The organism is Colwellia sp. 6M3 (genome assembly GCF_014077595.1).
GTDB lineage: Bacteria > Pseudomonadota > Gammaproteobacteria > Enterobacterales > Alteromonadaceae > Cognaticolwellia.
This window is the reverse complement of the sequence record NZ_JACGWF010000035.1, coordinates 24,047-39,582: the sequence shown is the minus strand read 5'-3', so window position 1 is coordinate 39,582 and position 15,536 is coordinate 24,047. Positions and strand designations below refer to the sequence as shown.

Sequence of the window (15,536 nt, the reverse complement as noted above, 5' to 3'; positions counted from 1 at the left end):
ATTCTATACAACCTTTTGATAATAATAACTTATTTATATTTTTACCTGCATAACAAAAGGTATCATAGTTTGAATCACCAATAGCGATCGTAAGCAATTTAACTGAGGATAGATCTAGATCGGTATTTTCAATATCTGTAGCGAATGCTTGTATATTGTCTGGGTAATCACCAGCGCCATGAGTTGAAGTACAAATTAACCAAGTTTGATTTTTGTTTGATATTTGAGCTAAATCAGGTTGAAAATGCAATTCAACTTGATGGCCGTAACCAATTAATACTTCTTCACAAGTTTCAGCAACATATTCAGATCCGCCTAACATGCTACCAACAATGATTTGAAACGAGCTCATTTATTACCTCTATTAAGTTATTTAGTCTGGTTTATTTAAACCAATTAGTCTGTTTTAAGCACTACATTCACACAATATTACAATTTGAAAAACATAGAAACATCATGTTAGCTATTATATAGATAATATAAAAATCAATACTGAAGACACTATGAATACAATTACTTTTAATTTTATTATATCAATGCTTTTATTATCTGTTGTTACTTTTAGTAACGCTTCTTATGCAAGTAATACCCTTGATATAAGTAGCTATAATAAAGAGCTTAAACAGGCTATTAGATTATATAAAGACAATGATTTTGAACAAGCATTACCTCAACTAGAACTTTTCGCAAAGAGAGGCGATAAAATGTCTCAATATATGGTTGGTACCATGTACCTTAATGCACAAGGTACTCAGCAAGACTTATTAAAAAGTTATGCTTGGCTAACTGTTGCTAACGAACAAAAGAGTGAGGTATGGGAAAGACCATTAATAATGTTACAAGAAAAGTTACCGAAAGATTTTCTAGTTAAATTAGTAGCAGAAGGCAATGAATATTTAGCGCTTTATGGTGCTAAGAGTCAGCGTTTAAAATGCAAAAATGTAAAAGAATTAGGATCTAAAAAGCCAACTTATCGTTGTAAAAAAATGGAAGTTAAGAATGGTTACTACTTTGTTGATGATCAGCAAAGTATTACATCAATAGATTAATACGTAGACTAAGTTTGATTTTAGAACATGCAGCCATTAATACTGGTTGCATGTTCTTATATTTATAGAATTCTGCGTACTCTGATTCTACGTTTTGTACCTATTTTTTTAAGCTGAAAACTATTCATAACGCCTCTTGTTATAATAATAGAATCGCCATCTGAGAATTTTGCTCGTTTATCTCCACCTTTTTGTAACCAAATTTGACCATTTTCTAATTCAATCTCCCAATCTTTGTGCAAATTTTTACTTGCGACTTTAATGGTTGATTTAAATTCGTCAAATTCACGCTCTTTCTCTGAATACCTATGGGCCTTACCAAAAGATGAAACTAATTCTTTTTCTCCTTCTGCTTTAGTATTGATAGTTGATACTTCTAACTTACTCGTGCTATCAATTTTATTTTCAGAATTCAAAGTTGAATTTTTTGCAACGTAACTATCAAAACATTGCAATCTTTGTTGATTATTTTTCATTTCAGAACATTGAACGATTTCAACGCTTAAATTGTCTGCACTAGCCATATTGCTAATAAATGCAACATAGGACGCTATCAGTAATTTGGGTAAGTTTTTCATTTTTTTCCTAGTTAAAAGCCTTTTAAATACCGCCAGTTTAATCACTAATATGGCTTTATTTAAATAGAGTGATCATTAATTTTTATGAATTTAACACATTATTGATTTTATTACTTTCCAATACAGAATGATGAGAATATCTGACTTAATAAATCATCGTTTGTGAATTCACCGGTAATTTTATTCAGTTCTTCTTGGCAAAACCGTAGTTCTTCTGCCAGTATTTCGCCCGCAACATAAGATTCTAGTTGTTCTAGTCCTATTTCTAAATGTTGGTGTGCTTGTTCAAGTGCAACCAAATGACGTCGTCTTGCCATAAATCCACCTTCAGTGCTACCTTGGTAACCCATGATGTGTTTAAGGTGCTCTGTCAGCGCTGTAACCCCTTCACCCGTCTTTGCTGATAGTGTTATGGTAGGTGTAGTGTTCGCTTCACTGTAGCCAGTTTTTGCCTGGCTTATGTCAGCTTTGTTTCTAATAATAGTTAATCCGATATTTTCTGGTAGCTTTTCAAAAAATTCAGGCCAAACAGCTTTAGGATCATCCTTTTCATCTTGTGCTGAATCTATCATTAGCAATACGCGATCTGCTTGTTTTATTTCTTGCCATGCTCGCTCAATTCCAATTTGTTCTACTTTATCAGCGCTCTCTCTAAGGCCTGCTGTATCAATAATATGTAAGGGCATACCATCAATATGAATTTGTTCTGTCAATACGTCGCGAGTGGTGCCTTCGATATCGGTGACTATTGCACTCTCTTTACCACTTAGTGCATTAAGTAGGCTTGATTTACCAGCGTTTGGTCGACCAGCAATAACTACGCGCATTCCTTCCCTAATTATGCTGCCTTGCTGAGCTTTACTTTTTACTTCAGCTACTTGTGTAATGATCGCTTTTAAATCGTTCACAACTTTTTCATCGGCAAGAAAATCAATTTCTTCTTCTGGAAAGTCGATGGCAGCTTCAACGTACATGCGTAAATGGATCGTATCGTTAACCATTTTATGAACCAGTTTTGAAAAGTCACCTTGAAGTGAATGTAATGCGCATCTAGCAGCTTGTTCAGAGCTTGAGTTAATTAAATCGGCTATTGCTTCAGCTTGTGTTAAGTCAAGTTTGTCATTGAGAAATGCTTGTTCACTAAACTCGCCAGGACCAGCCATACGTACTTTTGGTAATGCTAATATCTCTTTTAATAACATATCTAAGATAATAGGTCCGCCATGGCCTTGTAACTCTAAAATATCTTCACCTGTGAAAGAGTTAGGGCCTTTAAAGTAGATTGCAATCCCTTGGTCTAGCGCTTCGCCTTTGCGATCTTTAAAGGTGAGATATTCAGCTTTTCTTAATTCAGGTACTTTACCTAGAATAGCTAGAGCGACATTTTTAACTTCAGGTCCAGAAACTCTGATTATGCCAACACCACCTCTGCCAGGTGCGGTGGCTTGCGCAGCTATTGTTTCTTTTTGGCTTGATGAAAAAGCAAGGTCTGACATAGGTATGTTCTCTGTTATCGATGAATACTCTTAATTGGCGACATTATAAACCGTTAACAACGCGCTTGAAATGCGTACAGTGGTTTTGTTTTTTATTTTTCACTTAAGTTTATGTATTAAGCTATGTTAACTCTTATTAGCACCAGATATTTTAGGCATAAAAAAAGGCAGCTTAAGCCACCTTTTTAGGAGATAAAAATAATGTTATTTCGCTTTGATCTTTTCTTTTTCTTTTTTCTTTTCGATGCCCGAGAATATTATTTTCATTTGAACAATTGAAATAATATTACTGACTAACCAGTAAAGTACTAGGCCTGACGGGAACCAGAAAAAGAATACAGTAAACATCACTGGCATATACTGCATTATTTTTTGTTGCATTGGATCTTGCACAGTCATTGGTTGCATTTTTTGCATAATGAACATACTAACGCCCATTAATACTGGCAATATGTAAAACGGGTCTTGTGCTGATAAATCTTGGATCCAAAGCATGAATGGTGCATGACGTAATTCAACACTTTCCAAAAATACCCAATACAATGCTAAGAAAATTGGCATTTGGACAATTAATGGTAAACAACCGCCAGCTGGATTTACTTTCTCTTTACGGTAAAGTTCCATCATAGCTTGTGACATTTTTTGTTTATCGTCACCAAAGCGTTCTTTTAGCTGTGTCATTTTAGGCTGCAAAGCACGCATTTTTGCCATTGAGGTATATTGCGCTTTCGTTAACGGGTACATACCGCCTTTAACGATTAGGGTAATTATAATTATTGCTACACCCCAGTTGGTCACAATAGATTGTATTTTAATCAGTAACCAAAATAGCGGTTGGCTGATCATAAACAAAAAGCCGTAATCAATGGTTAAGTCTAAGTTTTCTTCGATTTTTTCTAATACGTCTTGGTCTTTTGGACCAACATAGAAAGTAGCTGAAGTTGTAGCTGTGCTATTTGGCTCAATCGTTATTGCCGGAGCTTTAAAACCAATAACAGCATCTTTGTTACTTGAATATCTTGTATATAATTGATTATCAGCTGTTTTCTCAGGAACCCAAGAAGAAACAAAGTAGTGCTGCAACATAGCAACCCAGCCACCTTGAGTTGATACATTTAAGTCGGCTTCTTCAATATCAGAAAAGTCGTATTTTTCGTATACGTCTTCAGTTGTCGAGTAAGCAGTACCTTTGTAAGTCGGTATTAAGCCACTACCCGTGTCAATTAACGTAGTTTGTTTTAGTTGAGCATACATTTGAACACTTGCAGCATTTGAAGTGTTGTTTGCAATAATATATTCAACATTAATAGCATAGCTATCATTGTTCAGTGTAAAACGTTTAGTTACCGATAGCCCTGCGTTATCAACATAGTTTAAATCAATTACCAAAGGTTCATTGGCATTGGCTTGATATGTGGTTGCAGAAGTTTGATAAATAGGACGTCCTGGAATAACACGGTCTAATCCTTGAGCGCCTGTTAACCCACTTTGTGCAACATAACGATCTTTGTCGTTGCGCAAAATAGTAAAGGGTATGCCATTACCTTGTTCTGTATCGAACTTAAGTAATTTAGCTTCAACAATATCGCCACCATTGGTATCAATTTTAAGTGCTAAAACATCATTGGTTACTGAAATTACTGTTGCATTAACAACTTTAGTTTCATTACTTACTGACGTTGCTGTCGCTGATGATTCAGGAACAAAATCGCCATTAGTATTACTTGGCATTGTTTGTTGAGATACTGCTGGTTGCTCAATAATTGGAGCATTGTCCGTTTGCCATTGGGTAAATAGCAAATAGGTAACAACCATAAGCGCAATAAAAAGAAAACTGCGTTGGGATTCCATAATGTCTTATTTCTCTTTTTTTGATAGTGGCACGGGATCATGTCCTCCCGCATTGAGTGGATGGCATTTTAGTATACGTTTGCCTGCTAACCAACAACCTTTTATCACACCAAAGCGATTAATTGCTTCTATAGCGTAAAAAGAGCATGTTGGATCAAATCTACAATGGGGTCCGAGCAATGGGCTAAGCCAGCGCTGGTAAGCTTTTACTAGGGTAATAGCTATTTTTTGTGGCGTTGAATTACTTTGCGCCATATTTTTTCCAATTGCTGATTAATTTCTTTGTTTTCTAACTTGTCAGTGCCAGATTTCACCATAACGACTATATCTATATGGGGGAGGTTATGTTGATTTAAACGGAAGCTCTCGCGAATTTGTCGTTTAATACGATTTCGTTGTACAGCTAATTTAACCCGTTTTTTAGCAATGGCTAAACCGAGACGGTTATTATTATCAGAATTTGGAGTAACAAGAATAGTAATATGGCTAGAGCCAAAACGAAGAGGTTTGGAAAAAACAGATTGAAATTGACCGGGAGTCAACAGGCGTGACTCCCGATTAAATTCATAAGTAACCATAGCGGCTACTATTCCTTTAACTTAAATATCAAGTTAAAAGATTAAGCACTTAAGCTTGCACGGCCTTTAGCACGACGACGTGAAATTACAGCACGTCCGTTTTTTGTTGCCATACGAGCACGGAAGCCATGGTTACGCTTACGCTTTAATACACTAGGTTGAAATGTTCTTTTCATTACGCTAATCCGTCTGTTGTTGTTGCCCTGGCAAAACAGCCTTCATGAGCACACTGGGTCTAAAAATGAGGCGAAATTCTATATAGAGAAAGAGACTTTGTCAATGGTTATTCTCTAGCTTTTTTCAAAAGATCTTATGTTGATCGTCTTGATCTAAAATATATCCACAGTTTTATAACAATTATGCATTTTCAAATCAAAATTTTGCGGTTTATTGGGTAATAATTAAATAGTATATCGAAACTTTTTTAGCACTATTTTGATATTAAAAATTAGCAAGAAGCCTAATTCTATTGAGATTATTAAAAATAACTGAAAATAAAAGCTATTTATTGATTTGTCAATATTGATGTTGTGGATAACTATAGTGATAATAGGGAATTATAAAAAATCTAAATTTTTTACTGTTCTGCTTTTTATCATTTTAATTTATACGATATTAATCGCAAAAAGCAGTGTATTTATCAGGAGTCGGTTGTTGGATCTTACACTTTGGCAAAAATGTTTGTCTGTTCTTCAAGAAGAATTACCCGCACAACAATTTAGTATGTGGATTCGACCACTACAGTGCGTGGTTACAGACAATATAATGACGTTATATGCGCCAAATAGGTTTGTACTAGATTGGGTAAGAGATAAATACGTTAATCGCATTAATGAGCTCGTAGGGATGCAAGATAGCGCAAATCCACCTTTACTTCGTTTTGACGTAGGTAGTATTCCATCACAAACACCTAACATTCAAAATAGTATCAACCAAATCCAACCTAATATTCAGCCTGCTAATAGAGATACTGCTGTTCCAGAAAGCAATTTGCCTAAAACGACAAATGTTAGGGTTAAGTATACTTTTGACAACTTCGTAGAAGGTAAATCAAACCAATTAGCACGAGCCGCCGCTTCACAAGTTGCTGACAATCCTGGTGCTGCATACAACCCGCTATTTATTTATGGCGGCACAGGTTTAGGTAAAACACATTTATTACATGCTGTTGGTAATGGCATATTATTAAATAAACCTAATGCTAAAATTGCTTACATGCATTCAGAACGTTTTGTTCAAGACATGGTGCGCGCACTGCAAAATAATGCCATGGAAAAATTTAAGCAATATTACCGTTCAGTTGATGCTTTATTAATAGATGATATTCAATTTTTTGCTGGTAAAGACCGAACTCAAGAAGAGTTCTTCCATACTTTCAATGCTTTACTTGAAGGTAATCAACAAATAATTTTGACCAGCGATCGTTATCCTAAAGAAGTTGACGTTGAAGACAGACTAAAATCTCGATTTGGCTGGGGACTAACCATCGCCATTGAACCTCCAGAATTAGAAACTCGTGTCGCTATTTTAAAACGTAAAGCACAAGAGAGTCATATAAATCTAGCTGACGAGGTTGCTTTCTTTATTGCTAAACGCCTACGGTCTAATGTTAGAGAATTAGAGGGCGCCTTGAATAGAGTTATTGCAAATGCTAACTTTACTGGTCGAGCAATTACGATTGATTTTGTTAGAGAGGCTTTACGAGATTTACTTGCCTTGCAAGATAAATTAGTCACTATTGATAATATTCAGCGAACCGTTGCAGAATATTATAAAATTAAAGTAGCAGATCTACTGTCAAAACGTAGAAATCGTTCAGTTGCTAGACCTCGTCAAATAGCCATGGCATTATCTAAAGAGTTAACTAATCATAGTTTACCTGAAATAGGTGATGCTTTTGGTGGGCGAGACCATACTACAGTGCTACATGCATGTCGTAAGGTGAAATCTTTACGTGAAGAATCTCACGATATAAAAGAAGATTATTCAAATTTAACAAGAACATTGTCATCATAATAATAAGTAAGTTAATAGTGAGTCAGAAATGAAATTTTCATTAAATAGAGAATTACTCTTGAAGCCATTACTATTGGTTTCAGGTGCTGTAGAACGAAAGAGTACATTACCCATTTTAAGTAATATACTTTTTGATGTAAGTGGGCAATCACTTACTTTAACAGCTACTGATTTAGAGTTAGAGATGGTTGCGTATGCCACTGTCGATAATCAATCAGATGATGGTCAGGTAACTATTCCTGCACGTAAGTTACTCGATATTTGTAAAAGCTTACCTGATGACTCTATGCTGACTTTTGAAACTGATAATGACGTTATAAAAATCAGTACAGGTCGCAGTAAATATTCATTGTCAACTTTACCTGCTAGTGACTTTCCTAATATTGAAGAATGGAAGGGTGATGTAGAATTTACTTTATTGAAATCTGAATTACTTCGTTTGATAGAAAGTACCCATTTTTCAATGGCTAACCAAGATGTTCGTTACTATTTGAATGGCATGTCGATTGAAACTGAAGGCCATGAAATACGCTCTGTAGCTACTGATGGTCATCGTTTGGCTATATGCAAAATTTCCAACCCTGAACTTGAATTACCTGCTCGCCAAGTGATAGTGCCTAGAAAAGGTATTTTAGAGATTATACGTTTACTTGATCCTGTTGATGAAGGTATTCAAGTATTCTTAGGCTCTAATCATATTAGAATAATAGATACTGAATTTTCATTTACCAGTAAACTTGTTGATGGTCGTTTCCCAGATTATAGACGTGTACTTCCCCGTAATGGTGATAAAATTCTTAATGCTAACAAAGATGTGTTAAGACAAGTTTTATCTCGTGCTTCTATTTTATCAAATGAAAAATTCAAAGGTGTACGTCTTAACTTTGGTCGCACGGAATTAAAAATTACGGCTAACAACCCTGAACAAGAACAAGCCGAAGAAGTTATCGAAATAGATTTTCCATACGAAGAAGTTGAAATTGGTTTTAACGTCAGTTATGTATTAGACGTTTTAAATGCCATTAAAGAAACGGATGTTAAATTCACACTTGCAGACGCAAATAGTAGTGTAGTGATTGAAGGTGGCGAATCTGGAGAAGCCTTGTACGTTGTTATGCCAATGCGTTTGTAAGAATGAGTATTGGTAAACTAATTGTTCAAGATCTCAGAAATATAGAAAATATATCGATTGAATTACATTCAGATTTAAATTTTATTATTGGTGATAACGGTAGCGGTAAAAGTAGTTTATTAGAGGCTATTTTCTATTTAGGACATGGCAAATCTTTTCGTAGTTCTAATGTGGTTAATTTATTACAGCATCATAAGCACAGCTTTACTGTAAGCGCTAAAACTAATAAAGATTGCCAAATGGGCGTTAGAAAAATTTTTAATGGCGCCACTGCAACGAACACTGAAATAAGAATAAATGGTGAAAAACAGTATAAATTTTCTGTTTTAGCAAAAAATATTGCTGTACAGGTTATAACGCCAGAGAGCTTTAAAATATTTTTTGGTGGGCCAAAGCAAAGAAGAAGATTTATTGATTTAGGATTGTTTCACGTGAAACATTCATTTTCAGATCACTGGAAAGAGTTTTCACGCATTCTAAAACAACGTAATGCTTGTTTACGTTCTAAAACTACAGGCAGTACGTTAAATTATTGGACAGATGTTTTTGCTGATAGCTCGCAAGTTATTGCTGACCTTAGATCTGAATATGTTAAAGAGTTGACTAAAGAGTTAAGTTTTTGGCTTGAAATAATGTTACCTTCAGTATCTAAAGAAATTGTTATTCAATATTTACAAGGCTGGAATAGTAAGAAGAATTTACTAGATGTATTACAGCAATATCACGATAAAGAATTAGCAAACGGATATAGTTTATTTGGTGCACAAAAATTTGATGTTAGGTTTTTACTAAATGGTGCTTCAATAGATAATCAATTATCACGGGGACAACAGAAGTTGTTTTTACTAGCGTTAACTTTTGCACAAGCAAAGTTGATTGAAAGAGTTAACCTAGTAAAACCAATTTTATTAATTGATGACGTAGGTGCAGAGCTAGATATTCATTCTAGAGCATTATTAAATAATGCAATAGCAGCAATAGAATGTCAGGTTATTGTAACCGCAATTGATAAAGCAGCGGTGGAACAACTTGTTCCACAGAAAGAAAACTATAAAATGTTTCACGTGAAACATGGCAAACTATCAGTAATGAGTGAGTAGGCTACAAGCTATGACAATAGAAAATGAATATGACTCGGCAAGTATAAAAGTACTTAAAGGCTTAGATGCAGTTCGCAAAAGACCAGGGATGTATATAGGTGATACCGATGATGGCACAGGTCTTCATCATATGGTATTTGAGGTGTTGGATAACTCAATTGATGAAGCACTTGCAGGTCACTGTAGTGATATTATTGTTAAAATTCACTTAGATGGTTCTGTATCTGTTAGAGATGACGGTCGTGGTATTCCGACAGAAATTCACCCTGAAGAAGGTATTTCAGCAGCAGAAGTTATCATGACAGTATTGCATGCTGGTGGTAAGTTTGGTGGTGAAGACTCAGGCTATAAAGTTTCAGGTGGTTTGCACGGTGTTGGTATTTCTGTAGTAAATGCTTTGAGCCATAAATTAAAACTTAACATTCGAAGAGATGGTAAGTTATTCGAACAGTTTTATCATCATGGTGTTCCAGCCGAGTCTTTAAAGGTTGTTGGCGAAAGTGATAAAACGGGTACAGAAGTTCGATTCTGGCCAAGTGAAGATACATTCACCGATGTTCTATTTCATTATGACTTACTAGTGAAAAGAATCCGTGAATTATCATTCTTAAACTCTGGTGTATCAATCAGACTTATTGATGAACGTGAAGCCGGTAAAGAAGATCATTTCCACTTTGATGGTGGTATACAAGCGTTTGTTGATTATTTAAATACTAACAAAACACCCGTTAATGAAGAAATATTCTATTTTGATTTAGAACGTGAAGATGGAATTATTGTTGAAGTTGCAATGCAATGGAATGATGGTTTCCAAGAAAGTATTCATTGTTTTACTAACAATATTCCACAACGCGATGGTGGTACACATTTAAGTGGTTTTAGAACAGCATTAACACGTACGCTTAATAGCTACATGGTTAAAGAAGGTCTAAATAAAACTAAGAAAGGTGGTAGTACTGAAACAAGTGCATCTGGTGATGACGCTCGTGAAGGTTTAACCGCAGTAATTTCAGTTAAAGTACCTGACCCTAAGTTCTCTTCGCAAACTAAAGATAAATTAGTTTCATCGGAAGTTAAAACTGCCGTAGAACAAGCAATGGGTGAAAAATTAGGTGAATACCTATTAGAAAAACCTGCTGTTGCTCGTACTATTATTATGAAAATTGTTGATGCTGCACGTGCGCGTGAAGCCGCTCGTAAAGCACGAGAAATGACACGCAGAAAAGGTGTGTTAGATATTGCAGGCTTACCTGGTAAGTTAGCAGATTGTCAGGAAAAAGATCCGGCACTATCTGAACTATATATAGTGGAAGGGGACTCTGCTGGCGGTTCAGCCAAGCAGGGAAGAAACCGTAAAAACCAAGCTATCTTGCCATTAAAAGGTAAAATTCTAAACGTAGAAAAAGCTCGTTTTGATAAAATGATATCTTCACAAGAAGTAGGTACGTTAATTACAGCCTTAGGTTGTGGTATCGGCCGCGACGAATATAACCCTGAGAAACTACGCTACCACAGTATCATCATCATGACCGATGCCGATGTGGATGGTTCTCACATACGTACATTACTACTGACATTTTTCTATCGTCAAATGCCAGAAATTATGGAACGTGGATATATATACATTGCTCAACCACCACTTTATAAAGTGAAAAAAGGTAAGCAAGAGCGTTATATAAAAGATGAGAATGGTTTAACTGAATATTTAACAACGCTTGCTTTAGAGAATGCAGAAATACATGTAAATGAATCTGCCCCGGCGTTATCAGGTTTACCTTTAGAGAATTTAGTAAAACAATTCCGAAAAACTCATGAAACTATAAAGCGTGTTTCTCGTTTGATTCCTGCTGATATTCTAGAGAAAATGATCTACAGCGACGTTATTTCTACTGAAGACTTTAACAATAAAGAAAAAGTTGAATCTTGGACAGCGAACTTACTTAAACAGTTATCTGACCAAGACGGTAATGGCTCTATTTATACTGTTGAAGTTAAGCAAGATCCAGAGCGTAATGTTTACTACCCAAGCTTTAATGTGCGTAAGCATGGTATTGATACGGTATATGATTGTGACTATGAATTTTTTGACTCAAAAGAGTTTGCATCAATTCAAAGTTTAAATAAAGCAGTGAACGGCTTAATGGAAGAAGGTGCTTACGTTAAACGTGGCGAAAAAATTAAGCAGATTACTGAATTTGATGAAGCGTTAACCTGGTTAATGGCTGAGTCAAAACGTGGTCAATACATACAGCGTTATAAAGGTCTAGGTGAAATGAACCCAAGTCAATTATGGGAAACAACCATGGATCCAGAATCTCGCAGAATGCTTCAGGTAACTATTGAAGATGCTATTGCAGCTGACCAATTGTTTACTACATTAATGGGTGATCATGTTGAACCGCGTAGGCACTTCATTGAAGAAAATGCACTTAAAGTAGCTAACTTAGATGTTTAGTGTTTAAAAACTTTTAAGATATAAATGCCCGATCACCAGATCGGGCATTTTTTGTTTCTAACCTTGCATAATATGTTAATAAAATACCAAACATCTAGGCAAGGGCACTAGGCTAATAAAGCGACAAACGTTATAATTAGCCTTATTTAATACAATATAACCATAGATTCGGAATGTTATGAGTACCTTTAATATAAAGACCTTTCAAGGACTAATACTGCAGTTGCAAGATTATTGGTCGCGCCAAGGCTGTGTAATCGTTCAGCCATTAGATTTAGAAGTAGGGGCAGGTACATTTCACCCGATGACATTTTTACGTTCTATTGGTCCTGAGCCAATGAGTAGTGCTTATGTACAACCATGTCGTCGTCCTACCGATGGCCGTTATGGTGAAAACCCAAACCGCTTACAACATTATTATCAATTTCAAGTAATGCTGAAGCCTTCTCCTGACAATATTCAAGAGCTGTACCTTAACTCTTTAAAAGAGATGGGTATTGATCCACTTGTACACGATATACGCTTTGTTGAAGATAACTGGGAGTCACCAACGTTAGGCGCATGGGGCTTAGGTTGGGAAATTTGGTTAAACGGCATGGAAGTTACGCAGTTTACTTATTTTCAACAAGTTGGTGGTATTGAATGTGCACCCGTTACAGGTGAAATAACCTACGGTTTAGAACGCTTAGCTATGTACATACAAAACGTTGATAGTATTTATGACCTTGTTTGGACCGATGGCCCAATGGGTAAAGTATTGTATGGCGATGTATTTCACCAAAATGAAGTTGAGCAATCAACTTATAACTTTGAACATGCAGACGTTGACGCATTATTTAAAACCTTTGATCAATGTGAAAAAGACAGCCAAAAACTGATAGAAGCTGGCTTAGCATTACCTGCTTATGAACAAGTAATGAAAGCATCACATGCTTTTAACTTACTTGATGCACGACACGCAATATCGGTAACAGAACGTCAACGTTACATATTACGGGTGAGAACATTATCAAAAGCTTGTGCACAAGCATACTATGCAAAACGTGAAGAACTCGGTTTTCCACTGTGTAAAAATAATTCAGCAAATGGTAGCTCTACTAAGGAACAATCATAATGACTACAGAAACACTACTGATTGAACTAGGTACTGAAGAATTACCACCGAAATCATTAAGAACCTTAGCAACGACATTCTTCGATCATATTAAGTTGCAGTTAGACGATGCAAAACTCACGTATTCAGATATCCACTGGTATGCAACACCAAGACGTTTAGCGGTAAAGGTTGATAACTTAATAGCAAACCAAGCTGATAAAGCCATAGAAAAACGTGGACCTGCGGTAAACGTAGCATTTGACGCTGAAGGCAATGCGAGTAAAGCTGCAGAAGGTTGGGCGCGTTCAAATGGTATTACTGTTGCAGAAGCTGAACGTTTAGTTACTGATAAAGGTGAGTGGTTACTTTACAAAACTATAGAGCAAGGCAAGCACGTAGAGCAGTTAATTCCTGCCATGGTTAATAACGCCATTGCTAAGTTACCTGTTCCTAAACCTATGCGTTGGGGGTCAGGTAGAACACAATTTATTCGCCCAGTTCATACATTAACCCTAATGTATGGCGCAAGTATTATTCCAGGTGAATCGCTAAATATTAGCTCTAACAACTTAGTGACGGGTCATCGTTTTCATCATCACGGAGTTGTAGCATTAAGTCATGCAGATGACTATGAAAGTGCACTAAAAGCAGCACATGTTGTTGTTGACTACCAAGCACGTAAAGAAACTATCCAACAACAAATTAATGTAGCAGCAACAGAAATTGGTGGCATAGTTTTACCTGACGATGATTTACTAGAAGAAGTAACTTCATTAGTTGAATGGCCAGTAGTGTTAACTGGTAGCTTCGATGAAGAGTTTTTGAATGTACCAGCAGAGCCATTAATTTATTCGATGAAAGATCATCAAAAATACTTTCCAGTGACAGATACTGAAGGTAACTTGTTGAATAAATTCATTTTTGTGTCAAACATAGACAGTAAAGACCCAAGCCAAGTTATTAAGGGAAATGAGAAGGTAATTCGCCCACGTTTAGCTGATGCCGAATTTTTCTTTAAAACAGATAAAAAACAATCACTTGAATCAAGATTGGAGAGTTTAGAGTCTGTATTGTTCCAAAAACAGCTGGGAACTGTAAAAGCGAAGTCTGAACGCATTGCTAGCTTAAGTGAGTTTGTTGCCAATGTAATTGGTGACGATGCCGCTATGGCCCATCGTGCCGGTTTACTCAGTAAAACTGATTTAATGTCAGATATGGTTCTTGAGTTTCCACAAGTACAAGGCACCATGGGTAAATATTATGCGCAACATGATGGTGAACCAGAAGCTGTTGCACAGGCACTTGAAGATCAATACCGTCCACGTTTTGCTGGTGATACACTGCCAGAACAGAACATAGGTTGTGCGGTAGCGATTGCTGATAAGGTTGATACCTTAGTCGGTATATTTGGTATTAATCAAGCGCCAAAGGGCGACAAAGACCCATTTGCTCTACGTCGTGCGGCCATTGGTTTAATACGTATTATCATCGAGAAAGACCTTAATTTAGATATTGCTGATTTAGTGGCTAAAAGTGTTGAGCTTTATCAAGACAAGCTAACGAATCAAGACGTAACTAAACAAGTACTTGATTTTGTTTTTGGACGTTACCGTGCTTATTATCAAGATCAAAATATTAGTGTTGATGTTATACAAGCCGTGTTAGCGAATGCACCATCGGCGCCACTAGACTTTAATAAGCGTATTCACGCCGTAACACACTTTAAAACTTTAGCAGAAGCAGCGACATTAGCAGCGGCTAATAAACGTGTCGGTAATATTCTAGTTAAATTTAAAGGCGAACTGTTTGAGGCGTTTAATCAAGGTTTAGCATTAGAAACTGCAGAAACAGAATTAGCGACTGCATTTTCAGCGGTAAAAACTAAAATAGCACCATTAATGGCTACAAAAGATTATCAAGGCGCATTAACTGAGTTATCAGCATTGAAGCTTCCAATTGATAACTTTTTTGATAATGTCATGGTAATGGCTGACGATGAACAAGTTAAAACTAATCGACTGACGTTACTAAACGAAATTCGTAATAGTTTCTTTGCTATCGCAGATATTTCATTATTGCAGTAGAAATTAAGTGAGATAAAACTAAGAAGGGAATGCTATGGCATTCCCTTTTTGATCTATCATTTTATATTAAGAAAAATTAAGGTGCTAAAAACTTCCAATAT

General features: G+C 36.0%; 14 protein-coding genes. 7 read left to right on the top strand and 7 right to left on the bottom strand.

All coding sequences use genetic code 11. The features are described from left to right. On the bottom strand, positions 1 to 352 hold a 352-nt coding region (locus H4J50_RS09635), incomplete at its 3' end, for a flavodoxin domain-containing protein (protein WP_182255986.1). A gap of 151 nt (positions 353 to 503) precedes the next feature. Between H4J50_RS09635 and H4J50_RS09630 the strand changes: the two genes are divergently transcribed. Further along, on the top strand, positions 504 to 1,049 hold the full coding sequence (locus H4J50_RS09630) for a sel1 repeat family protein (protein WP_182255984.1): 546 nt from the start codon (positions 504 to 506) through the stop codon (positions 1,047 to 1,049). Positions 1,050 to 1,111: 62 nt separating this feature from the next. Here the strand turns inward: H4J50_RS09630 and H4J50_RS09625 are convergent, their stop codons facing one another. From H4J50_RS09625 to rpmH, 6 genes are all read right to left on the bottom strand, one after another. Next, positions 1,112 to 1,627: a hypothetical protein gene (locus H4J50_RS09625; protein ID WP_182255982.1), complete on the bottom strand. Its 516-nt coding sequence runs from the start codon at positions 1,625 to 1,627 to the stop codon at positions 1,112 to 1,114. A gap of 110 nt (positions 1,628 to 1,737) precedes the next feature. Continuing rightward, on the bottom strand, positions 1,738 to 3,123 hold the full coding sequence (gene mnmE, locus H4J50_RS09620) for a tRNA uridine-5-carboxymethylaminomethyl(34) synthesis GTPase MnmE (RefSeq protein WP_182255980.1): 1,386 nt from the start codon (positions 3,121 to 3,123) through the stop codon (positions 1,738 to 1,740). A 204-nt stretch (positions 3,124 to 3,327) separates the two neighbouring features. Next, positions 3,328 to 4,974, bottom strand: coding sequence for a membrane protein insertase YidC (yidC, locus tag H4J50_RS09615; protein WP_108457679.1), 1,647 nt, complete (start codon positions 4,972 to 4,974; stop codon positions 3,328 to 3,330). 6 nt (positions 4,975 to 4,980) lie between these two features. Then, positions 4,981 to 5,229 carry a membrane protein insertion efficiency factor YidD gene (gene yidD, locus H4J50_RS09610; RefSeq protein ID WP_081150639.1) on the bottom strand — a complete coding sequence of 83 codons (249 nt, stop codon included), beginning with the start codon at positions 5,227 to 5,229 and terminating at the stop codon, positions 4,981 to 4,983. Next, positions 5,196 to 5,552 (bottom strand): ribonuclease P protein component, encoded by a 357-nt coding sequence (gene rnpA / locus H4J50_RS09605; protein ID WP_108457681.1) that lies wholly within the window; start codon positions 5,550 to 5,552, stop codon positions 5,196 to 5,198. The genes yidD and rnpA overlap by 34 nt, the downstream gene beginning before the upstream one ends. A 41-nt stretch (positions 5,553 to 5,593) precedes the next feature. Beyond that, positions 5,594 to 5,728 carry a 50S ribosomal protein L34 gene (gene rpmH, locus H4J50_RS09600; protein ID WP_081150635.1) on the bottom strand — a complete coding sequence of 45 codons (135 nt, stop codon included), beginning with the start codon at positions 5,726 to 5,728 and terminating at the stop codon, positions 5,594 to 5,596. Between the two features lie 478 nt (positions 5,729 to 6,206). Here rpmH and dnaA point away from each other — a divergent pair, with 478 nt between their 5' ends. The 6 genes from dnaA (at position 6,207) to glyS (ending at position 15,435) form a co-directional block, all read left to right on the top strand. Further along, positions 6,207 to 7,568, top strand: coding sequence for a chromosomal replication initiator protein DnaA (gene dnaA / locus H4J50_RS09595; RefSeq protein WP_108454499.1), 1,362 nt, complete (start codon positions 6,207 to 6,209; stop codon positions 7,566 to 7,568). A gap of 28 nt (positions 7,569 to 7,596) precedes the next feature. Then, a complete protein-coding gene (gene dnaN / locus H4J50_RS09590; protein ID WP_108454500.1) occupies positions 7,597 to 8,700 on the top strand; it encodes a DNA polymerase III subunit beta in 1,104 nt (367 codons plus the stop codon). A gap of 2 nt (positions 8,701 to 8,702) precedes the next feature. Continuing rightward, entirely contained in the window at positions 8,703 to 9,800 is a 1,098-nt protein-coding gene (gene recF / locus H4J50_RS09585; protein ID WP_182255978.1) for a DNA replication/repair protein RecF, read from the top strand. Between the two features lie 10 nt (positions 9,801 to 9,810). Further along, positions 9,811 to 12,255, top strand: coding sequence for a DNA topoisomerase (ATP-hydrolyzing) subunit B (gene gyrB / locus H4J50_RS09580; protein ID WP_108454502.1), 2,445 nt, complete (start codon positions 9,811 to 9,813; stop codon positions 12,253 to 12,255). A gap of 178 nt (positions 12,256 to 12,433) precedes the next feature. Beyond that, a complete protein-coding gene (gene glyQ / locus H4J50_RS09575) occupies positions 12,434 to 13,369 on the top strand; it encodes a glycine--tRNA ligase subunit alpha (protein ID WP_108454503.1) in 936 nt (311 codons plus the stop codon). Beyond that, positions 13,369 to 15,435 carry a glycine--tRNA ligase subunit beta gene (glyS, locus tag H4J50_RS09570; protein ID WP_182255976.1) on the top strand — a complete coding sequence of 689 codons (2,067 nt, stop codon included), beginning with the start codon at positions 13,369 to 13,371 and terminating at the stop codon, positions 15,433 to 15,435. Before glyQ ends, glyS begins: the two co-directional genes overlap by 1 nt. Positions 15,436 to 15,536: the final 101 nt, after the last annotated feature.